The 21,317-nt window shown below is 30.5% G+C and carries 19 protein-coding genes, 1 pseudogene, 1 riboswitch and 1 other annotated feature; of the genes and pseudogenes, 16 read left to right on the forward strand and 4 right to left on the reverse strand.

Features of this window, described 5'->3' with window-relative positions:
• Positions 1 to 5: 5 nt before the first annotated feature.
• The 5 genes from M4I33_RS08815 to M4I33_RS08835 all read left to right on the forward strand — a co-directional run bounded on the left by M4I33_RS08815 (position 6) and on the right by M4I33_RS08835 (position 5,874).
• The gene (locus tag M4I33_RS08815; RefSeq protein ID WP_194191967.1) at positions 6 to 749 is read left to right on the forward strand and encodes a DeoR/GlpR family DNA-binding transcription regulator; all 744 of its coding nucleotides are present in this window, start codon (positions 6 to 8) and stop codon (positions 747 to 749) included.
• Entirely contained in the window at positions 750 to 1,661 is a 912-nt protein-coding gene (pfkB, locus tag M4I33_RS08820; RefSeq protein ID WP_257916441.1) for a 1-phosphofructokinase, read from the forward strand.
• An 11-nt stretch (positions 1,662 to 1,672) separates the two neighbouring features.
• A complete protein-coding gene (locus M4I33_RS08825) occupies positions 1,673 to 3,541 on the forward strand; it encodes a fructose-specific PTS transporter subunit EIIC (protein WP_257916442.1) in 1,869 nt (622 codons plus the stop codon).
• Between the two features lie 132 nt (positions 3,542 to 3,673).
• Positions 3,674 to 5,026 carry an MATE family efflux transporter gene (locus M4I33_RS08830; RefSeq protein ID WP_257916443.1) on the forward strand — a complete coding sequence of 451 codons (1,353 nt, stop codon included), beginning with the start codon at positions 3,674 to 3,676 and terminating at the stop codon, positions 5,024 to 5,026.
• Positions 5,027 to 5,184: 158 nt separating this feature from the next.
• A complete protein-coding gene (locus tag M4I33_RS08835) occupies positions 5,185 to 5,874 on the forward strand; it encodes an NAD(P)/FAD-dependent oxidoreductase (RefSeq protein ID WP_257916444.1) in 690 nt (229 codons plus the stop codon).
• Between the two features lie 52 nt (positions 5,875 to 5,926).
• On the opposite strand, the gene M4I33_RS08840 is transcribed toward M4I33_RS08835, so the two are convergent.
• Together M4I33_RS08840 and M4I33_RS08845 are read right to left on the reverse strand one after the other, a co-directional pair.
• Entirely contained in the window at positions 5,927 to 6,193 is a 267-nt protein-coding gene (locus tag M4I33_RS08840; protein WP_257916445.1) for an ATP cone domain-containing protein, read from the reverse strand.
• A gap of 83 nt (positions 6,194 to 6,276) precedes the next feature.
• On the reverse strand, positions 6,277 to 6,462 hold the full coding sequence (locus M4I33_RS08845; RefSeq protein WP_194191962.1) for a hypothetical protein: 186 nt from the start codon (positions 6,460 to 6,462) through the stop codon (positions 6,277 to 6,279).
• Positions 6,463 to 6,586: 124 nt separating this feature from the next.
• On the opposite strand from M4I33_RS08845, the gene M4I33_RS08850 reads away from it, so the two are divergent.
• Genes M4I33_RS08850 through M4I33_RS08865 form a run of 4 tightly spaced genes read left to right on the forward strand, consistent with a single transcriptional unit; the run spans position 6,587 to position 10,122 of the window.
• Complete coding sequence (locus tag M4I33_RS08850; RefSeq protein ID WP_257916446.1) at positions 6,587 to 7,162, forward strand: nucleoside recognition domain-containing protein; 576 nt, start codon at positions 6,587 to 6,589, stop codon at positions 7,160 to 7,162.
• Positions 7,163 to 7,174: 12 nt separating this feature from the next.
• On the forward strand, positions 7,175 to 7,693 hold the full coding sequence (locus M4I33_RS08855; protein WP_257916447.1) for a spore maturation protein: 519 nt from the start codon (positions 7,175 to 7,177) through the stop codon (positions 7,691 to 7,693).
• Between the two features lie 55 nt (positions 7,694 to 7,748).
• Positions 7,749 to 8,477 (forward strand): ABC transporter ATP-binding protein, encoded by a 729-nt coding sequence (locus M4I33_RS08860; protein WP_257916448.1) that lies wholly within the window; start codon positions 7,749 to 7,751, stop codon positions 8,475 to 8,477.
• Entirely contained in the window at positions 8,467 to 10,122 is a 1,656-nt protein-coding gene (locus M4I33_RS08865) for a hypothetical protein (protein ID WP_257916449.1), read from the forward strand. Before M4I33_RS08860 ends, M4I33_RS08865 begins: the two co-directional genes overlap by 11 nt.
• Positions 10,123 to 10,165: 43 nt before the next feature.
• On the opposite strand, the gene M4I33_RS08870 is transcribed toward M4I33_RS08865, so the two are convergent.
• Positions 10,166 to 11,332 carry a dicarboxylate/amino acid:cation symporter gene (locus M4I33_RS08870; protein ID WP_257916450.1) on the reverse strand — a complete coding sequence of 389 codons (1,167 nt, stop codon included), beginning with the start codon at positions 11,330 to 11,332 and terminating at the stop codon, positions 10,166 to 10,168.
• A 199-nt stretch (positions 11,333 to 11,531) separates the two neighbouring features.
• Between M4I33_RS08870 and M4I33_RS08875 the strand changes: the two genes are divergently transcribed.
• The 5 genes from M4I33_RS08875 (at position 11,532) to M4I33_RS08895 (ending at position 17,818) form a co-directional block, all read left to right on the forward strand.
• A complete protein-coding gene (locus tag M4I33_RS08875; RefSeq protein ID WP_257916451.1) occupies positions 11,532 to 11,972 on the forward strand; it encodes an ACT domain-containing protein in 441 nt (146 codons plus the stop codon).
• A gap of 48 nt (positions 11,973 to 12,020) precedes the next feature.
• The gene (locus tag M4I33_RS08880) at positions 12,021 to 13,277 is read left to right on the forward strand and encodes an aminopeptidase P family protein (RefSeq protein WP_257916452.1); all 1,257 of its coding nucleotides are present in this window, start codon (positions 12,021 to 12,023) and stop codon (positions 13,275 to 13,277) included.
• Between the two features lie 85 nt (positions 13,278 to 13,362).
• Positions 13,363 to 13,540, forward strand: a riboswitch (Lysine riboswitch).
• A 112-nt stretch (positions 13,541 to 13,652) separates the two neighbouring features.
• Positions 13,653 to 15,365 carry a Na+/H+ antiporter NhaC family protein gene (locus M4I33_RS08885; protein ID WP_257916453.1) on the forward strand — a complete coding sequence of 571 codons (1,713 nt, stop codon included), beginning with the start codon at positions 13,653 to 13,655 and terminating at the stop codon, positions 15,363 to 15,365.
• A gap of 133 nt (positions 15,366 to 15,498) precedes the next feature.
• Positions 15,499 to 15,930, forward strand: coding sequence for an Hsp20 family protein (locus M4I33_RS08890; protein WP_257916454.1), 432 nt, complete (start codon positions 15,499 to 15,501; stop codon positions 15,928 to 15,930).
• A 112-nt stretch (positions 15,931 to 16,042) separates the two neighbouring features.
• Positions 16,043 to 17,818 carry an aminopeptidase P family protein gene (locus tag M4I33_RS08895; RefSeq protein WP_374707708.1) on the forward strand — a complete coding sequence of 592 codons (1,776 nt, stop codon included), beginning with the start codon at positions 16,043 to 16,045 and terminating at the stop codon, positions 17,816 to 17,818.
• 34 nt (positions 17,819 to 17,852) lie between these two features.
• Here M4I33_RS08895 and M4I33_RS08900 read toward each other — a convergent pair whose 3' ends face one another.
• Positions 17,853 to 18,356 carry an aromatic acid exporter family protein gene (locus tag M4I33_RS08900; RefSeq protein WP_257916455.1) on the reverse strand — a complete coding sequence of 168 codons (504 nt, stop codon included), beginning with the start codon at positions 18,354 to 18,356 and terminating at the stop codon, positions 17,853 to 17,855.
• 172 nt (positions 18,357 to 18,528) lie between these two features.
• Between M4I33_RS08900 and M4I33_RS08905 the strand changes: the two genes are divergently transcribed.
• On the forward strand, positions 18,529 to 18,993 hold the full coding sequence (locus M4I33_RS08905) for a hypothetical protein (protein WP_257916456.1): 465 nt from the start codon (positions 18,529 to 18,531) through the stop codon (positions 18,991 to 18,993).
• Positions 18,994 to 19,051: 58 nt separating this feature from the next.
• Positions 19,052 to 19,300 (forward strand) — a binding site (T-box leader).
• 54 nt (positions 19,301 to 19,354) lie between these two features.
• A pseudogene (metG, locus tag M4I33_RS08910) lies at positions 19,355 to 21,313 on the forward strand (methionine--tRNA ligase); the annotation flags it as partial.
• Positions 21,314 to 21,317 lie beyond the last annotated feature (4 nt).

Consider the following 21,317-nt stretch of genomic DNA (forward strand, 5'->3'; position numbering starts at 1 on the left):
TAAATATGTTAACAGAAAAGAGACATCAAATAATCATTAATCTATTAGAAGAAAAAGGTATAGTAAAGTTATTAGACTTAATGCAAAGCACAGATTCATCTGAATCTACTATTAGAAGAGATCTAACTTTTTTAGAAGCTCAAGGTATTTTAAGAAGAGTTCACGGTGGTGCAAAACTTGTAGAGAACAAAACAAAAGAACCAACATATAAAGAGAAAACTTTCAAAAACGTTCAAAGCAAAAAAGACATAGCAAAATATGCCTCAATGTTTATAGAAGATAATGATACAGTTTTTCTCGATGCTGGAACAAGTACTTATGAAATCATACCTTATTTAAAAGAAAAAAGTGTTTTTGTAGTGACAAATGGATTAAATCATATAGATGCACTTATTGAAAACAACATAGACTGCTATATGCTTGGAGGAAAGATCAAAAGTACAACCAAAGCAGTAACTGGAAGTGATGCTATTAAATCTTTAAATAAATTCTATTTTGATAAAGCCTTTTTAGGAACAAATGGAATAGATAAAGAAATGGGATTTACGACTCCAGATACAGATGAAGCAATCCTAAAAGAATTAGCAGTTAAAAAATCAAAGAGAGCATTTATATTAGCAGATCACAGTAAATTCAACTCAAAAACACTTGTTAAATTTGCAGAATTAGACGAAGCAATAATTATAACAGATAGTAGAAGCAATATAGAAGACATAAAAGATATTACAGAAATAAAGGTGGCGGAATAAATGATATATACATTAACTTTAAATCCTTCAATAGACTACATAGTAGATGTAGATAATCTAACGCTAGGACTTGTAAATAGAACAAAAACTGATTTAAAATTCCCAGGTGGAAAAGGTATAAATGTATCTACAGTTCTTGCGAATTTAGGAACAGAAAATATAGCACTTGGATACTTAGGTGGGTTTACAGGTAAATTCATAGAGGATACTTTAAAAATTCGAAATATAAAAACTGACTTTATAAAAGTTAAAGAAGATAGCAGAATTAATGTAAAAATTAAATCAAACAAAGAAACTGAAATAAACGGAGAAGGTCCTAGTATTTCAAAAGAAGAGCTAGACTCTTTAATGAAAAAGTTAGGTGAATTAAAGGATGGAGATATATTAGTTCTTGCAGTAAGTATTCAAAAATCATTACCTAGTGATTTATATCTTAAGATACAAGAAAAAGTAGTTACAAAGGGAGTTAAAGTTGTTGTAGATACATCAGGAAAGGCACTTTTAGAAGCTATAAAATTAAAACCATTTTTAATAAAGCCTAACAACCACGAAATAGAAGAAGTATTTGATGTAAAAATAAATTCAGAAGATGAGCTTATAGAGTATGGCAAAAAGTTAGTTTCACTTGGAGCTCAGAATGTAATAATATCTATGGCTAAAGATGGTGCAATTCTTATTTCAAAAGATGGAATATATAAAGGAAATGCACCTAAGGGAGAAGTTAAAAATTCAGTTGGTGCTGGTGATTCTTTAGTTGGAGGATTTTTATCTAAGTTTAATGAAACAGGTGACATAAAAGAATCCTTTAAATACGGAATAGCATCGGGAAGTGCAAGTGCATTTTCAATGGAACTTTGCAAAAAAGAGGAAGTATTAAATTTATTAAACATTATAAATATTAAAAAGCTATAGGAGGGACACTAATGAAAATATCAGAATTATTAAGTAAAGATACTATAAGATTAGATCTAAAAGCTAAAAATAAAAATGAAGTTATCGATGGATTAGTAGATGTATTAAACGATGCAGGAAAACTATTTGACAAAGAAACTTACAAAAAAGAGATCCTAGCTAGAGAAAACCTATCATCAACAGGGATTGGTGAAGGGATAGCAATTCCTCACGCTAAAACAAATGCGGTACATTCTGCTGCACTTGCTATGGGGATTATAAGATCAGGTGTAGATTACGATTCATTAGACGGTGCCCCTGTAGATATAGCTTTTATGATAGCAGCTCCAGAAGGAGCAAATAACGAACACTTAGAAACTCTTTCAAGACTGTCAGTATTACTTATGGACCCTAACTTTAAAAAAGGTTTATTAAGTTCAAAATCAGAAATAGAAGTTTTAGATTTAATAGATAGTTTTGAGAAAAAAGGTGAAGAAAGTTTAGAAGAAAAAAATGAAATTAATGAAAATAATAAATATGTTATAGCTGTAACAGCTTGCCCTACAGGAATCGCTCACACTTATATGGCAGCAGATGCTCTTAAAAAGCAAGGCGAAGAGATGGGAGTTACAGTAAAGGTTGAAACAAACGGATCAACTGGAGTTAAAAATGCACTAACAAAAGAAGATATAGAAAGAGCAGACGGAATAATAGTAGCAGCTGACAAGCAAGTTGAAACAGCTAGATTTAATGGAAAAAAAGTTATATTTGTTCCTGTAGTTCAAGCTATGAAAAAACCAGAAGAATTAATAAATAAAGCTATAAACGGAGAAGCAAAAGTTTATAATAATGAAGGCGGCTCTAAAGGATCAGAGAAAACAGAAAGAACTGGAGTTTACAAGCACCTAATGAATGGGGTTTCAAATATGTTACCATTCGTTGTTGGTGGAGGTATATTAATCGCTATATCATTTATGTTTGGTATACATTCAGCTGACCCAAACAGTGAGCAATATAACGCTTTTGCTCACCTTATAAATCAAATTGGATCAAAGAATGCATTCTCATTAATGATTCCTGTACTTGCAGGATTTATAGGACAAAGTATAGCAGATAGACCAGGTTTTGCACCAGCTATGGTAGGTGGACTTATAGCAGCAAATAGCGATGCAGGTTTCTTAGGAGGCTTAATTGCAGGTTTCCTTGGTGGTTATATAGTATTAGGACTTAAAAAAGTATTTACTTTCTTACCTGATTCATTAGAAGGATTAAAACCAATCCTTATATATCCTTTACTTGGTATATTCTTAACAGGTGTTATTATGTACACTGTAGTAGTTGGACCTGTAGCTAGCATTATGGTTTGGGTTCAAGATTTCTTAAACTCAATGGGAACTACAAACTTAGTATTACTTGGAGTAGTTCTTGGTGGAATGATGGCTATAGATATGGGTGGTCCTATAAACAAAACAGCATATACTTTTGGTATTGCAATGTTAGCATCAAAAAACTACTTCCCACAAGCTGCTATAATGGCTGGGGGAATGGTACCACCTCTTGCAACAGCATTAGCTACAACATTCTTTAAAAATAAATTTACTAAAGATGAAAGAAATGCTGGTAAAACAAACTATGTTTTAGGTTTATCATTCATAACAGAAGGTGCAATACCTTTTGCAGCAGCAGACCCTATAAGAGTAATACCAGCTTGTGTTATTGGTTCAGCAGTGGCTGGAGGGTTATCAATGTTATTTAAAATTGGATTACCTGCACCACACGGCGGAATATTCGTATTCCCAATAGTAGAAGGAAATCCATTCCTTTACTTACTAGCAGTAGTAGTTGGAGCTATTATATCAGCAGCTATTATGGGATTTACAAAGAAAAAAATAGAAGCTTAATTTTTAAAAAGCTACATCAAAATTTTTGATGTAGCTTTTTTTGACTTTTTTGTAGTTTTTTATTAATTGCTGATATGATATAGTAATATAGAACATTTAGGGGGAAAATTCAAAAAAGGGAGAGGTGAGCTAATGAATAAGCAGACGAGACTTGGTGAAGAGAAGATAGGGAAATTACTTAGAGTTTTCTCGATACCAGCCATAGCTGGGATGGTAGTAAACATGCTATATAATATTATAGATAGGATGTACATAGGACATATTCCAAAGGTAGGGAATCTTGCAATTACTGGAGTTGGAATTACTATGCCTATTATGACTATAATATTAGGTTTTGGTATGTTAGTTGGATTAGGTACAGCTGCAAGAGTATCTATAAAACTTGGTCAGCATGATAAAGAAGCTGCAGAAAGGCATTTAGGAAATGCATTTACTTTAATTATAATAATCAGTGTTATAATAACGATTTTAGGACTTATATTTATGGATCCATTACTTACTGTTTTTGGAGCTAGTGAAAATACTATAGGATTCGCTAAAGATTATATGAATGTAATATTTATAGGAACTATAGTTAATATGTTAAGCTTTGGATTAAATCATTCTATTAGAAGTGATGGTAATCCTACTGTAGCTATGCTTTCAATGTTAATTGGAGCAATATTAAATATTATATTAGACCCTATATTTATATTTGGATTAGATATGGGAGTTAAAGGTGGAGCTATTGCGACAGTAATATCACAAGTAGTAACAACTGTTTGGATTCTTTATTATTTTACAAAGGGTAAAAGTATAATAAAGCTTAAAAAAGAATACTTTAAATTAGATAAATTAACTGTTTTAAGTATATTCTCAATAGGGATGAGCCCTTGCAGTATGCAAATTGCAGCAAGTGCTGTACAAGTTATAGCAAATAATACATTAAAACATCATGGTGGAGATTTAGCGATAGGTGCTATGACTATAGTATCTAGTGTAAGCTTAATATTCCTTATGCCTATATTTGGTTTAAATCAAGGTTCGCAACCTATAATAGGTTACAACTATGGAGCTAAAAAGTATCATAGGGTTAAGGAAACTGTTAAATACGCGTCTATAATAGCAACTATAATAGTTGTTATAGGCTGGTGCATAATTCAATTTATGCCACAAGTATTAATTGGAATGTTTAATAAAGACCCGGAACTTGTAGGAATTGCAACAAACGGACTTAGAATTTATTTATTTATGCTACCTGTTATAGGTTTCCAAATAATAAGTTCAATCTACTTCCAAGCTATAGGTAAAGCTAAGATATCTATGTTCTTAAGTTTATTAAGACAGGTTATTTTATTAATACCATTGATGCTAATATTACCTAAGTTCTTAGAACTTGATGGAGTTTGGTTATCTGGTGCTATAAGTGACTTCTTATCAGCAGTTATAACAGGAATAATATTCTACGCATCAGTTAGAAAGTTGAAAGAGCCAGAAGATTTATAAAATGATTAAAAGCAGACTAAGATTTCTTAGTCTGTTTTTTATATTACTTATAGAATTTAAAAAAGTAACTTAAGTTACGAGTAAAATTAAAGCTTTAATATATAATATTAAGTATATAATAATAGTATCGGTCTATATAGATTTAAGGAGGGGAGATAATGAGTGAGAATAATTCACCAAAGATTCCGATTATGGTAAGTGGAACTCATTATGGAAATTTGCAAAAAATAAGAGACGGAAAAAGAACTTTTGGAATAACGCCACACATACCAGGTGGCTTTATCAGTATAGAAAATTTAGAAAAAATAACAAGTGTAGCTAAAAAGTATAATGGTGTTATAAAGATAACTTCAGGTCAAAGACTTCTTATAACAAATCTTAATGGTGAGGATTTACCTAAGATTTGGGAAGAACTTGGGATGGAGCCAGCCGTAAAAAAACAAAACTCTGTTAAAAATGTAGAGATGTGTCCCGCTGGATTTTGTAAGAGGATGAAGCTAAACACTATAGGTATAGGAATGAAACTATCTAAAAAGTATCAGTGGATGGAAGTTCCGTGTAGAACTAAGATAGGTGTAGCTGGATGTAGAAATGCTTGTGGAAGCGTGTACTCTAAAGATATAGGAGTTATAGGGGATAAAGAAGGCATAAGAGTAACTGCTGGAGGTTCAGCTGGATATACTCAAAGAGCTTCAGATGTTATAGCTACTAATTTATCAGAAGATGAAACTTTAAAGCTTGTAGATAATATTTTTAAAGTGTATATAGCAAATGGAAATCCAGGTGAAAAGCTTGGAGACTACATAGATAGAGTAGGAATAGAAGAATTTAAAAAAATGGTTTTATAAAAAAATCCCAAAGGATAGAGAAGTTAAGTTCTCTATCCTTTGGGATTTTTAATTATCTAACGTCAATATAAGCATCTGCTACTTTTTTAAAGCCGTTATCTATTAAAGTTTCAAACACTAAAAGTCTAACTTCTAGGCTTGATGGGATTCTATTTTCATTACAGATAAAGTTTATTCCGTCTTTAACTGATGATGTTAGAATTGATAAATCACTTTCAGTAAGTGAAAAGTTTGCATCTTTTGCAGCACTTAAAATACTTTGGTGAATTTTATTTTCTTCAAAATTGACTATTTTACCATCTCTTTTAATAATTTTCATAAAATACCCTCCTTATTATAAATAAAGCAATTTTTATTTATGAAAAAAGAAACTTAAAAGTAAGTTTCTTTTAATTCTAAAAATTATAGTATTCCCTCAGTTTTAAGAATATCTTCAAGCTTTTGAAGTTTCTCGTTTAGAGATATGAATTTTTCTTTTATATCGTCTTTTGATATTTCTTCGTTGTCTAATCCAGTTTCTAAATCTTCAACAGTTTTTAAAGCTTCTTCTATATCTTGTTGTGCTAATTTAAGGTTTGATTCGTTCATGTTTTTTTCTCCTTTTGAATACCATCTATTTAACTTAAGTTTATATAATTATCCTATCACTACTAAAAGACCAGTGCAAGGCATATATTTAATTGTTAACAGTACTTATTTTATGGAGGTTTTAATGATTAATTATATTTGGTTTTTTATGATTTTTTTGGGAATTATAGTTGCCTTATTTACTGGTAATGCAGATAAAATAACAGAAGCTATAGTTAACGGAAGTGATGGAACTGTTAAATTTATTATAGGTTTAGTTGGAATAATGTGCTTTTGGAGCGGTGTTATGAAAGTTGCTGAAAAGAGCGGTTTTACAGGTAAGATAGCTATAGTTTTAAGACCTATTTTAAAACTATTATTTAAAGATGCAGCTAAAGATGAAAAAGCGCTCGGGGCTATAGTTATGAACATAACGGCAAATATGATGGGACTTTCAAATGCAGCAACACCTTTTGGAATAAAGGCTATGGAAGAGATGGATAGATTAAATAAAGATAAAGGAACAGCTTCAAATGATATGGCTTTATTTTTAGTTTTAAATGCTGCCTGTATTCAGTTAGTTCCAACTACTATAATTTCTATAAGAACTGCAGCTGGGTCAAACAATCCAGGGCTTATAATTTTACCTGCAATTATAACAACAGGGATAGCTGCTATAGTTGGAGTTGTTTGTTGTAAAGTTATGCAAAGGCATTTTTAAGGGGGAAGATATATGGAGTACTTTACTAAAAGTGTTATACCTTTTATAGTTTTAATAATTTTAGGCTACGGGATGATAAAAGGAAGAAAGGTATACGAATGGTTTATAGAAGGTGCAAAAGAAGGTCTTCAAACTTGCCTTAGAATTTTTCCTTGCCTTTTAGCTATGTTAGTTGCGGTTCAAATATTTAAAGGTGCTAATCTTTTAGATATGATAAATAGGATTTTAGCTCCAGTTTCAGGGTTTATAGGGCTTCCAGAGGAGATAGTGCCTTTAGTTTTACTTAAGCCAATCTCAGGGAGCGGCGCTATAGGGATGTTTACTGAAATAATAAATACTTACGGGGCAGATTCTTTTATAGGAATACTAGCATCTGTAATTATGGGAACTACAGAAACTATATTTTATACTATAACTGTTTATTTCGGTGCAGTAGGTATAAAAAAGATAAGGCATACTTTGTGGGGCGCAGTTATGGCAGATGTTACAGCTGTTTTAGTAGCTATATTCATAGTAGGTCTTATAATATAAAAACATATCCTATAATATGTAAAATATGTTAAAATATATTATGGGGGTGGATTTATTGATAAAAATAGATGGAGTAACTAAAATATATAATAAAACATATAAAGCAGTTGATAATTTAAATTTAGAAATAAAAGATGGAGAGATTTTTGGAATTTTAGGACCAAATGGTGCAGGAAAAACAACTACTATTAAGATGATAACTGGAATTTCAGAAATAACTAAAGGAAATATAAGTATAAATGGAATAGACATATCAAAAGAAGGGATAAAGGCTAAAGAGCAGTTTGGATACGTTCCAGATAGCCCTGATATGTTCTTGAAATTTACGGGACTTGAATATATTAATTTTATGGCTGATGTATACTTTGTATCTTCAGAGGATAGGAAAAAAAGAATAGAGGATTTATCAAAAAGATTTTCTATGGAAAATGCTTTAGGTGATAAGATTCAAAGTTATTCTCACGGTATGAGACAAAAAATAATTATTATGGGTGTTTTAATTCATGAGCCAAAGGTTTGGATCTTAGATGAACCTTTAACAGGGCTTGATCCTAAGTCAGCATTTTTATTAAAGGAAATGATGAGAGAACACGCAGATAAAGGAAATACAGTAGTATTTTCAACTCACGTTTTAGAAGTTGCAGAAAAATTATGTGATAGAGTATGTGTTATTAGAAAAGGAAGGCTTGCTTTTTTAGGGACTTTAGAAAGTATGAGGGAGGAATCTAAGGAAAATGACTCTTTAGAGAAAATGTTCTTAGAGATGACAGAAGATGAGAAGTAGGCTTTATATATGTTTAAAGTTTTTCTTTAAAAATAGCTTAAAGGAGCTATTTAATTTTGGTAGTAACCCTTTAATTGGAGTAGGGCTTTGCGTTTTAGTTTGCTTTCTTTTAAACTTACCATTAGTTTTATTAGTTAATGGTTTATTTAAGGCGTATGAATCTTTAAATCAAGTTGGAAGCTTAATATCATTACTATTATTTATAGGTGCTTCTTCAACTTTTATTATGGGGATATATACTGTTTTTAATAATTTCTTCTTTTCAAATGATGTAGATTATTTGATGCCTTTGCCTTTTAAGCCAGGAGAAATAATGCTAGGAAAGTTTGTATCTACTTTTATTGTTTTATATTTTTATGCAGCAATAATAATACTACCATTACTTCAAATAGGAGATATGGCAGGGTATAGCAGTGCATATTTTATAATGGTATTTGTAGTTATAATACTTTTACCTATACTACCTTTAGGGTATTGTATACTTATTTCATTATTACTTATGAGGTTAACAAACGTTAGTAAAAATAAAGATGTATTTAAAATAATCGGCGGAGTTTTAGGGCTTGCCTTTGTAGTTTTAATAAATAGAGTAACTTCAAATTCTTCTTTTAGTGAAACTGAGATGGTAGAGATGCTAACTAAAGAAAATGGGATGATGGATGTTTTAAACGGAGCATTTATAACTAATAAATTTGCAGCAGAAGGATTAGTTTCTGTTGGAAATTCAGGAAGCTTTAGTAGTATTTTTATATATGTAATAATATCTATTTTAATTATTGCTTTTGTTTATTTTTTAGGACAATTTTTCTATAAAAAAGCTATTATGGGTTCTTCTGAAACCTTTAGTAAAAAAGAAAATATACTTAAAAACAAAAAGGTTAAGCTAGAAAAAGAATCACCTTTAAAAGCTTTAATAAAGAGGGATTTAATTATAATATTTAGAACACCTTCATTTTTCTTAAACTGTGTAGTTATGCTTATATATTTTCCAGCTATAATATTTGTAACAAGTTCTACAGGAAATCTTGTAGATATAGGAGGAGAAGCTTTATCTAAAACTGGGTTTGTAGATTTTTATTTACCTATGGTAGTAATGCTTCCTTCTATGATATTTATGACTGGATTTGGACTTGCAGCGCCAAACGCATTAAGCAGGGAAGGAAAAAATGTAATAATATCTAAATATATACCAGTAGATTATAAGGTTCAATATAAGGCTAAAGTTATATCGTCTTTAATTATAAATATGTTAGGAGTAATTATTTCTATAGCATTTCTTATATACTTAAAGATGCCTTTTAAAACAGTAGTTTTAGGAGGGATATTATCATTTTTATCTGTTTTAGTAATAACTCTTTTTGGGGTTTATATGGATTATAGCAATCCAAAGTTAGATTGGACAGATGAAAAGCAGTGCGGTGATGGAGGAATCAAACACCTTATAAACTTTGTTTTATTAATAATACTTGGTTTGATTTTAGGTGGAAGCGGATATGTAATAGGAAAGAGTACTGAGTTTAGCATAAATACAGCAGCGATTGTAGTGTTTGCACTAAATGTAGTTGTATTAATAAGTATAGCGCTAGCTCTTTATAAGATGAGTTTAAATCGTGTATTTAACACTTATAAAGAACACGAAATATAAAAGGATGCTTTGCACTAAAACATAGTGCAAAGCATCCTTATTTTTATTTAATAAATTTAGAATTTACTTTATCTACAAGTAATGCAATAGCATTATCTCCTGAAACGTTACAAGCAGTTCCAAAACTATCTTGAGTTATATAAAGTGCTATCATTAAAGCAAGTTGAGCTTCTGAAAAACCAAGGTTAGACTGAAGAACACCAAGGGCTGCCATAACAGCACCACCAGGAACTCCAGGGGCTGCAACCATTGTTATACCAAGCATACCGATAAAACCTAGCATTTGAGGGAATGTATAATTCATTCCGTTTAGAAGCATTACAGCTATAGAACATGCAGTAAGTGTTATTGTACTACCTGATAGATGAATAGTTGCACAAAGGGGAACTGCAAATTCACGAACTCCCTTTGAAACTCCATTTTTTTCAGCTACTTGTAGATTTACAGGAATTGTAGCTGCAGATGATTGAGTCCCTAAAGCAGTTAAATATCCTGAAACTTGATTTTTTAAAAGTGTAAATATATTCTTCTTAGTTAAAGTACCTGCAATAGTAAATTGTATTAAAATAATAAAAAATTGCATTGCAAGTATTATTAAAAATACTTTCCAAAATACTGAGAAGATTGTTTTAACTTCTCCAGTGTAAGTCATGTTAGCAAATATTCCTAAAATATGAAGAGGTATTAAAGGGATAATAACTACCTTAATAACTTTTTCAATTATACCTTGGAATTCGTTTGCCATATTATATAATGTTTTTCCTTTTATTGAAGCTATCCCAAGCCCTAGTAAAAATGCTACTAAAAGAGCAGTCATTACTGGCATTATTGGGGGCATGTCCACCACAAAATAAGGAGATAGTAAGCTCTCTTCAGGGTTTTTAGCATTGCCTATATTTTGCATTTGTGAAATAAACATAGGAAATGTTTTTGAAGAGACAAAGTATGAAATAAGACCAGCGATTATAGTTGATCCGTAAGCAAAAATCGTAGTAACTCCAAGCATCTTTCCAGCTGAAGAACCAAGATCTGCTATACCTGAAACAACAAAACCTAATATTATTAATGGTATTATAAATCCTAAAAAGTTTCCAAAAATTGAGTTAAAGGTTACAAATATCCTCACGAATTCTTTAGGCATAGTAGAGCCTATTAAAACTCCTAAAATTATGCCGATTATTAATTTCGGAATGAGACCAAATTTTTTCATATGTTTTCCTCCTATACACAAGTGTCTTTTATATGATAACATATAAGTATATAAAAATACATAATATATTTTAAAATAATAAAATTTCTAGTAAATAAAAGGAAAAATATATTGCTATAAAGAATATTAATATATTAAAGTAAAAACTATGGGGATTATATATTTAAATAATAAATAAAAAGAATTGGGGGCTAAAATTATGGAAGAAGAAAGATTTTATGTGGTAAACGAATCAGTTTTACCTGATGTATTCTATAAAGTTATAGAAGTTAAGGAGCTTATACATACAGGCAAGGTTAAGGACATCTCAGAAGGTGTAAAAAAAGTAGGTATAAGTAGAAGCACGTATTATAAATATAAGGATGCAGTATATCCAATGTCAGATGGGGTAAATAGTAAGAAGATAACAATAGTTTTATTATTAGAACATAAAGCTGGGGTTTTATCTAAGGTATTAGACTTTATTGCAACTAATAAGTTAAATATTTTAACAATTAATCAAGATATTCCTATAAACATGACAGCTAATGTTACAATAACATTAGACGTATCAAAGATAAAAGGTGATGTTAAAAAATTCTTATTTAAAGTAAATGAATTTGAGGGAGTAGTTAAAGTTAGGGTACTTGCAGTAGAATAAAATTAAATATTAAATATATAATCTTTTAAAGGAAGAAGGAATGGCAAATTGAAAAAAGAGGTATTTCTAAGAAACAGAAAGCATTTATTAGAAGACATATGTGATAATTCTCTTGTAATCTTATTTGCAGGGAATGCACCTAAAAAAACAGCAGATGAGAGTTATAGTTTTACGCCAAACAGAAACTTTTATTATATGACAGGGATAGATGAAGAAGATCATATATTCTTAGCATATAAAAAAGATGATCAAATAATAGAAAAGATGTTTATAAAAGAGATAGATGAAGAAAGAGAGAAATGGCTAGGTAAGACTATAAGAAAAGAAGAATTAGAAGAAAAAAATGGAATTAAAGACGTTTCATATTTAGGAGAGCTTAAAGGTTACTTAAATAAAATTATAGGTGAAAGTGAAGATATAAATATTTATCTTGATTTAGAAAGAGATAGTTTTGATTCACTTCCAAGTATAGCTAGCACCTTCTCAAAAAAATTAAAAAATAAATATCCTAGTGTAGTTATAAAAAATATCTATCAAAAGTTTGCAAGTCTTAGATTAGTTAAATCAGATGAGGAAATTGATGAAATGAGAAAAGCTATAGCTATAACTATAGAGGGTGTTAAGTCACTTATGACTAATATAAAACCTAACTTAAAAGAATATGAAATGGAAGCTTATTTTGAGTTTGAATGTAGAAGAAGAGGCGTTTTTGACTATGCTTTTAAAACTATAGCAGCAGCTGGAAAAAATGCAACAGTTCTTCACTACGTAGATAATGATGATACATTAAAAGATGGGGACTTAATGTTATTTGATTTAGGAGCTCAATTTAATTACTATAATGCTGATATATCAAGAACTTTCCCTATAAACGGCAAATTTTCAAAAAGACAAAAGGAAGTTTATGAAGCAGTTTTAAGAGTAAATGAAAAAGTTATAAAAGAGCTAAAACCAGAAGTTAGCTTTTTAGAGATAAATAGTTTAGCTAGAGACTGGATTGCAGAAGAATGTATAAAACTTGGATTAATAAAAGATAAATCAGAAGTTTCTAAATACTATTTCCACAGTATAGGTCACAGCTTAGGGTTAGATACTCACGATATAGAAAATCCAGGTAGAAATACAATTCTTAAACCAGGTATGGTCTATACAGTAGAACCAGGAATCTACATACCAGAAGAAGGTATAGGAGTTAGGATAGAAGATGACGTGTTAATCACATCTGGTGGGAATGAAGTTCTTACTAAAGATATGATTAAAAGCGTAAATGAAATTGAAGATTTTATGAAAAAAAGACAAAACTAGTTATTTTAAATGATAAAGTGTTAAAAAACCGTTGCAAAAAATAACAAAGTACTATACAATTAACTTAATTAATAAGTGAATAATTTGAAGAGATAGAGGCGCGGCCTTTAAGAGTAGTCTTATGGAGTTTAAGCAAACTTTGAAGTAAGATAAAAGGAAATGCCGCCGAAGGAAGTTAGATAAGCTTTAATCTACTATCCTGGGTTTATGCATAATATGCATAAGACTGTCACAGATTAAATTTGTGTTGAGCTATCATTCAATGGATTCTACGGAAACTGTAGAACCTTGAGTGCTATCTCAAGGTTCTTTTTAATATATAAAAATATTAGAGCCTTACAAATATTCACAAAATAAAAAGAGGGGGCTTTAAATATGAGAAAAAGCAGAAATTATTTATTATTTTTATTAACTTTCGTTCTTGTAATAGGAACAGGGGTGACGGTGTTTGCAGCTGAGGTAGACCCTGGCACTTTAAATTCAGAGAACTATGGAATTTTAACTATAATTCCACCGCTAGTAGCTATAATACTAGCATTTATAACTAAAAATGTAGTCATATCGTTATTTGTAGGAACGATAGCTGGGTGCTTTATGCTACAGCTTGTAGATAATGCATTTTTACCATCTATTTTAGGATCATTTTTAGATTTTATTCAAAGAGTTTTAAACTCACTTGCAGACCCTTGGAATGCAGGAATAATAATTCAAGTTTTAGCAATTGGAGGAGTTATAAATCTAGTAGCTAAAATGGGAGGGGCAAGAGCTATAGCAGAAGCCCTTGCAAAGAGAGCAAAAACACCTAGAAGTGCACAAATAGTAACTTGGTTTTTAGGAGTTTTAGTATTTTTTGATGATTATGCAAATTCACTTATAGTTGGACCTATAATGAAACCTGTAGCAGATAAACTTAGAATTTCTAGAGAAAGACTTGCATTTATAATAGATGCAACAGCAGCACCTATAGCAGGGCTTGCTATAATTTCAACTTGGATAGGATTAGAAGTAGGACTTATAAACGATTCATTTACTCAAATAGGTATGAATGTAGATGCTTTTGGAGTATTTTTACAAACTATACCTTATAGATTTTATAATATTTTAATTTTAGCATTTGTAGTTATTACATCACTTATGCTTAGAGATTTTGGACCTATGAGAAAAGCTGAAATAAGAGCAAGAAAAGGAATAAAAGAACCAAAAGCAGAACTAGAAAATCTTACAACAGAAGATGAAATGCAAGTTAAAGAAGGTGTTAAATTAAGTGTTTGGAATGCAATAATACCGATAGGAACTCTAATAGTAAGTGCCCTTGCAAGCTTTTACTATAGCGGGTACACAGCTATTATGGGAGGAGAAGATAAGGCACTTATAGAACTTATTTCAAATTCACCATTTTCATTTAATTCAATTCAACAAGCCTTTAGTGCAGCAGATGCTTCAACAGCACTTTTCCAATCAGCAGTTCTTGCATCTATAGTTGCAATAGTTATGGCTGTAGCTAAAAAGATTTTTACAGTTTCAGAAGCGGTTGACGTTTGGGTTGATGGAATGAAAGGACTTATTATAACTGGTGTAATCTTATTACTTGCTTGGTCTTTAAGTTCAGTAATAAAAGATTTAGGAACAGCTAAATACTTAGTAACACTTTTATCAGATTCTATACCGATGTTCTTACTTCCAAGTATTATTTTTATACTAGGTGCAGTTATATCATTTGCAACAGGAACAGCATACGGAACTATGGGAATACTTATGCCACTTGCAATTCCTTTAGCTAATTCAATATCACCTGATATGGGATATATAGTAATGAGTACAAGCGCGGTATTAACAGGTGCGATTTTCGGAGATCACTGTTCACCTATTTCAGATACAACTATACTTTCTTCTATGGGATCTGGATGTGATCACATAGAACACGTTAAAACTCAAATGTGGTATGCACTTTTTGTAGCTGGATTTACAATACTATTTGGGTATATACCAGTTGGGTTAAATATACCAGTATATATAGTATTACCAGTAGCAATACTAGTAATGACTGTAGCAGTAAGATTTATTGGAAAGCCTGTAGATAATACTTAATAATTAGCTTAAAAAGAGAGTGCTATAACAGCACTCTCTTTTAATATCTTTAAAATACATAAACCTTTTTGTATCAAAAAACATCACATATAAATATATTATTATAGAGAAATATTATATAAAGGAGAAAATGATGTTTTTTACAAGTGGGGGCATATTTGGAGAAGTTTTTTCAGTAACGTTTGTTAATGATATTTTTCAAACTATAGATAGATTAGAAAGTTATAATGACGTGCCGATGATAGAATTAGATGATATAAAATTATTTATGAATGAGTATGATGATAAGTTTGTTATCGAGGGGTTATTCCCAGGGGTAGATAAAAGGGATTTAATAATTGATTATAAAGATGATTATATAGACGTTAAAGTAAAACTTGATAACTATATAAATTCTTTTGCAGATAATAGATTTAGAAGGACTTTTTACGTTCCAGATGTAGATATATCAAGACTTAATATATCTTATAAGAATGATGTTTTACATTTTGAATTACCTAAGTTATTACTTAAAAAATCAGAAGATGTTGAAATAATTGATATATATGATTATGAAAATGAATAATATATGGGAACTACACAAAATATAAGTGTGGTTCTTTTTCTTTTCACAGATATTTGTATTTTAAGTTAATATATGCAAAAATAATTATAAGAGATTTAAAGGGGGCATTGAATTGAAGACAAAAATGATAATTGAAAATTTAAGAAAAGAAATGAAAAAGAATAATATAGATTATTATATTATTCCAAGTTCAGACTCGCACGGGAGTGAGTACGTTTCTGACTTTTATAAATCTAGAGCTTATGTATCAGGTTTTACAGGTTCAGCTGGAATTCTTTTAGTAGGTTTAGAGGAAGCTATACTTTGGACTGACGGAAGATATTTTATACAAGCAGAAAAACAATTAGAAGGTTCTGATATAAAGCTTTATAAAATGAGAATACCAGGATGGCCGACTATTGAAGAATATTTAGAAGCTAATGTTAAATTCGATCAAACTATAGGTTTTGACGGAAAGACATATAGCTTAGAAAACTATATGAAGCTTCAAAAAATAGCAGAAAAAAGATGTATAAATCTTAAAACTGATATGGATTTAGTAGGTGAAATATGGGAAGATAGACCAAAGCTTCCTAAAGAAAAAGCTTTTATTCATGATGTTAAGTACTCAGGTAAAAGTGCAAAAGAAAAGTTAAACGAAGTAAGAGAAGCTATGGAAAAGCTTGAAGCAGAAAATTATATAATTTCTTCTTTAGATGATATAGCTTGGCTATTTAACATAAGAGGAAATGATGTTAAGTGTAACCCTGTAGTTTTAAGTTATGCAGTAGTTACAAAGGATAAGGCTATATTATTTGTTTCTTTAGATAAGTTTTCTAAAGAAGATATAAGTGTTTTAAATAATAATGGAGTAGAGCTTAAAGAATACGAAGAGATATTTAACTTCGTTAGAGTTTTAGAAGGTTCTATACTTATAGACCCAAACAAGACAAACGCGAGTATCTATAAAAGTATTAACGAAGAGTCTAGTATTATTGAAGATTTAAATATAACAACGAAGCTAAAAGCTGTTAAAAACGATATAGAAATAAAAAATCTTAAAGCATGCCAAATTAGAGATGGTGTAGCTATGGTAAGATTTATGAAATGGCTAAAAGAAAATATAGGTAAGATAGAAATAAGTGAAATTTCAGCGTCAGAAAAATTAGAAGAGTTTAGAAGCCTTGGAGAGCTTTTTAAAGGTATAAGCTTTGATACTATAGCAGCTCATAAAGAGCACGGTGCTATGATGCATTACTTTCCTACAAAGGAAAGTGACTACACTTTAGAAAGATGTGGTTTTTTACTTATAGATTCTGGAGGACAATACTTAGACGGAACTACAGATATAACTAGAACCTTTGTACTAGGGGATTTAACAGAGGAAGAAAAGAAAGATTTCACTTTAGTTTTAAAAGGGCATATAAACCTTATGAGAACTAAATTCTTAAAAGGAACTACAGGTTCTAACTTAGATATAATGGCAAGAAAACCTCTTTGGGACGAAGGGATTGATTATAAGTGCGGAACAGGGCACGGGGTTGGATTCTTTTTAAGTGTTCACGAAGGACCTCAAAGTTTAAGTCCAGTTCCAAACAAAGTGCAATTAGAAGAAGGTATGATTTTAACTAACGAACCTGGAATCTACAGAGAAGGAAAGCACGGTATAAGAACTGAAAACACTATGCTTGTAGTTAAAGATTCAGAAAGCAAAGAGTTTGGAGAATTCTATAAGTTTGAAGTTATATCACTTTGTCCTATAGATTTAGAAGGAATAGATTTTGACTTATTAAGTGAAGAAGAAAGAGATTGGCTTAATAAATATCACACCTTTGTAAGAGAAACTTTAAAAGAACATTTAAACAAAGAAGAGTTTAAGTTTTTAGAAAAGGCAACAAAAGCCATATAAAAAATAGAGTGCTAAAATTTTTAGCACTCTATTTTTATAATCCGTCTTCGTCGTCACCTTCAGAAGGTGGGTTGAAATACTTATTTAAAAGTATTGCAACGATGATTCCTATAGCGGTATCAATACTTCTACTTATTGCATAAGAGTAAGATTCAGGTCCTGCATAGTTAACCATTATCCCGATTACAACGATACATGCAATAGAAACAGAACCAGGTTTGTATAACATATTACAAATATAGATAGCTACAACTATCCCAAGTCCAGTAACTAAAGGTAATGCGTGATATAAAAAAGTAAAGTTTATAACAAGATAAATTAAAGTTAACCCTGTTAGAGCACCGATTAATGTACCAATAAGTCTGTTTTTACCCATAGTGAAAGAGCTAGAAACAGTATCTTTCATACAGATAACAGCAGCAATACATGCATAAAAAGGATTTTCTCTACCTATAATCTGAAAAATTACCATACATATCATAACAGCTAGAGCTGTTTTAATATTACGTAAACCTACTTTGTGAATATTCAATTTCATATAAAAATCTCCTAACACATAATAATTTGTATTATAACATACAATTTATACTAATTATAATTTAAGACATTAATAATTTACTAAAAATTATAACAAATGATATAATTAAATATATTGTTTATACTATATTTTAAGAAGATAAATTATATTAGAAAGAAATCTGGTGAGTTTAATGAATGAATTAAAGTTTTTAGAGTATTTAGAAGACAATTTAATTAATCGTTGCAAGGAATTGATATTTGAATATTATTCTTCAAGTATCACAGATGAAGAACTTACAGATAGACTAATGATTATTTTTGAAGATTCAGAAGAGTATTTAAATCAAAACTTTAAAGATAATACTGTATTTAAAAATATGGTTATATCAACTGAATTTAATGCAACTGACGTTGCTACTAATTTTGAATCTGCATACGGAACACTTAAACCACTATCTAGAACTGAACTTATGAATATACTAAAAAAGAATGGTTTTAAAGTCTTAGCACTTAGGGAAGAATATATAGTTACAAAGGATGATGAGGGCAGTTTGTTTTATATGCCAACAAAAACAAGTTTAAGAAAAGACTTTGTAGAAGAGAGGCTTAAAAAGCTAAAAACTAACAAAGCAAAAAATACACCTATATATCAATAATTATAAGGTTTTAAGTCATTGACATAAAAAGATATTTAGAATATCATATACTTAAAATGTAAATGCAATGAAGAGAAGAGTAGTAAAACGTAATATCTAAAGAGAGCTAGCGGCGTGGTGAAAGCTAGTGATATTCCTTTTATGAAGATGGCCTTGGAGAGCAGACCTTTTAAGCTTTTTATAAAAAGTTAGACTGGTACGGGTGCAACCGTTATATTGCAAAGGTGAAATGATTCACCTTATGAGTTTCTTGCCGTGAGGTATTTAGAAAGAATTAGAGTGGTAACGCGTTAATAACGCCTCTATGCAAATTTTTGCATAGGGGTTTTTTTATAGTTTAGAAAATTTTAAGGAGGATAAGAATATGTGTAAAAAACCATATTATATAACTACGCCAATATACTATCCATCAACAAAACTTCATATTGGTAACACTTATACTACAGTAGCTGCAGATGCTATAGCTAGATTTAAGAGATTAACAGGATATGAAGTAATGTTCTTAACTGGTTCAGACGAACACGGTCAAAAAATCCAAAGAATAGCTGAAGAAAAGGGAATAAAACCTATAGAGCACGTAGATGAAATAGTTGCTGGAATAAAAGACCTTTGGAAATTAATGGATGTTAACTATGATAAATTCATAAGAACTACTGATGACTACCACGTAGAAGCAGTACAAAAAATATTCAAAAAACTTTATGACCAAGGTGATATTTATAAAAGCTCATATGAAGGATTATACTGTACTCCATGTGAATCTTTCTGGACTGAAAGTCAGCTTGTAGACGGTAAATGCCCAGATTGCGGAAGACCAGTTGAAACGTCATACGAAGAAGCTTATTTCTTCAAAATGAGTAAATACGCTGATAGATTAATTAAATATATAGAAGATCACCCAGACTTCATTCAACCAGAATCAAGAAAAAACGAAATGTTAAACAACTTCTTAAGACCAGGTTTACAAGACCTTTGTGTTTCAAGAACTAGCTTTGACTGGGGTGTTCCTGTAACTTTTGATGAAAAACACGTTGTATATGTTTGGATAGATGCATTATCAAACTACATAACAGCATTAGGATATGGAAGTGGTAACGAAGAATTAATGGATAAATTCTGGCCAGCAGATGTTCATTTAATAGGAAAAGATATCTTAAGATTCCACACTATATACTGGCCAATAATGCTTATGGCATTAGATTTACCATTACCTAAAAAGATATTTGGACACGGTTGGTTATTAGTAGACGGTGGAAAGATGTCAAAATCAAAAGGTAACGTAGTAGACCCAGTTACTTTAGTTGAAAACTTTGGAGTAGACGCTGTTAGATACTACCTACTAAGAGAGATTCCTTTTGGAGCAGATGGATTATTCAACAACGAAGTATTTATAAAGAAAATAAACTCAGACCTTTGTAACGACCTTGGAAACTTACTTTCAAGAACAGTTGCTATGGTAGAAAAATACTTTGATGGGGTTATTCCTGCACCAACAGTTAAAGAAGATATAGACGATGAATTAATAAACTTAGCTTTAGAAGCTCCTAAAAAAGTAGAAAAAGCAGTAGATGAATTAAATCTACCAAAAGCTTTAGAAATCATCTTTGAACTTATAGGAAGAGCTAATAAGTACATCGACGAAACTACACCTTGGATACTTGCTAAAGACGAAGAAAAGAAAGAAAGACTTGGAACTGTATTATATAACTTAGCAGAAGCTTTAAGATTTGCATCAGTTTTAATTTCACCTTTCTTACCTGGAACTTCAGAAAAGATAAACGAACAATTAGGAATAACAGCTACAGACTTTGAATCACTTGAAGGATTCGACGGAACTGCACCTGGAACTAAAGTTAACAAAGGTGAAAGCTTATTCCCAAGAATAGATGTAGATAAAAAATTAGAAGAACTTGAAGCTTTAAGAGCAGAGCAAATAAAAGCTATAAAAGCTAAAGAAGAAGCAGAAGCAGAAAAAGAAATGAAGCCTTTAAAAGAAGAAATAACTATAGACGATTTTTCAAAAATCGATTTAAGAGTTGTTAAAGTAATAGATTGTGAACCAATCAAAAAGGCAAACAAACTTCTTAAGTTAAAAGTAGATTTAAACGGAGAAGAAAGACAGGTAGTTTCAGGAATAGCTAAACACTACAAACCAGAAGATCTAATCGGAAAATACGTAGTATTAGTAGCTAACCTTAAACCTGTAAAATTAAGAGGAGAATTATCACAAGGTATGATACTTGCAGCATCAACAGATGACGATAGTATATTAACTCTTGTAGATCCTGGAAAGTTACCAACTGGTAGCGAAGTAAGATAATTAA

Origin of the sequence: Clostridium sp. LY3-2, from assembly GCF_024705715.1 — a bacterium.
In the GTDB taxonomy this organism is placed as follows: Bacteria; Bacillota; Clostridia; order Clostridiales; family Clostridiaceae; genus Clostridium.

Bases quoted from the DNA above. Each gene is read 5' to 3' on its own strand.
- M4I33_RS08815 (WP_194191967.1), top strand. From the start codon at position 6: ATGTTAACAGAAAAGAGACATCAAATAATCATTAATCTATTAGAAGAA.
- pfkB (WP_257916441.1), top strand. From the start codon at position 750: ATGATATATACATTAACTTTAAATCCTTCAATAGACTACATAGTAGAT.
- M4I33_RS08825 (WP_257916442.1), top strand. From the start codon at position 1,673: ATGAAAATATCAGAATTATTAAGTAAAGATACTATAAGATTAGATCTA.
- M4I33_RS08830 (WP_257916443.1), top strand. From the start codon at position 3,674: ATGAATAAGCAGACGAGACTTGGTGAAGAGAAGATAGGGAAATTACTT.
- M4I33_RS08835 (WP_257916444.1), top strand. From the start codon at position 5,185: ATGAGTGAGAATAATTCACCAAAGATTCCGATTATGGTAAGTGGAACT.
- M4I33_RS08840 (WP_257916445.1), bottom strand. From the start codon at position 6,193: ATGAAAATTATTAAAAGAGATGGTAAAATAGTCAATTTTGAAGAAAAT.
- M4I33_RS08845 (WP_194191962.1), bottom strand. From the start codon at position 6,462: ATGAACGAATCAAACCTTAAATTAGCACAACAAGATATAGAAGAAGCT.
- M4I33_RS08850 (WP_257916446.1), top strand. From the start codon at position 6,587: ATGATTAATTATATTTGGTTTTTTATGATTTTTTTGGGAATTATAGTT.
- M4I33_RS08855 (WP_257916447.1), top strand. From the start codon at position 7,175: ATGGAGTACTTTACTAAAAGTGTTATACCTTTTATAGTTTTAATAATT.
- M4I33_RS08865 (WP_257916449.1), top strand. From the start codon at position 8,467: ATGAGAAGTAGGCTTTATATATGTTTAAAGTTTTTCTTTAAAAATAGC.
- M4I33_RS08870 (WP_257916450.1), bottom strand. From the start codon at position 11,332: ATGAAAAAATTTGGTCTCATTCCGAAATTAATAATCGGCATAATTTTA.
- M4I33_RS08875 (WP_257916451.1), top strand. From the start codon at position 11,532: ATGGAAGAAGAAAGATTTTATGTGGTAAACGAATCAGTTTTACCTGAT.
- M4I33_RS08885 (WP_257916453.1), top strand. From the start codon at position 13,653: ATGAGAAAAAGCAGAAATTATTTATTATTTTTATTAACTTTCGTTCTT.
- M4I33_RS08890 (WP_257916454.1), top strand. From the start codon at position 15,499: ATGTTTTTTACAAGTGGGGGCATATTTGGAGAAGTTTTTTCAGTAACG.
- M4I33_RS08900 (WP_257916455.1), bottom strand. From the start codon at position 18,356: ATGAAATTGAATATTCACAAAGTAGGTTTACGTAATATTAAAACAGCT.
- M4I33_RS08905 (WP_257916456.1), top strand. From the start codon at position 18,529: ATGAATGAATTAAAGTTTTTAGAGTATTTAGAAGACAATTTAATTAAT.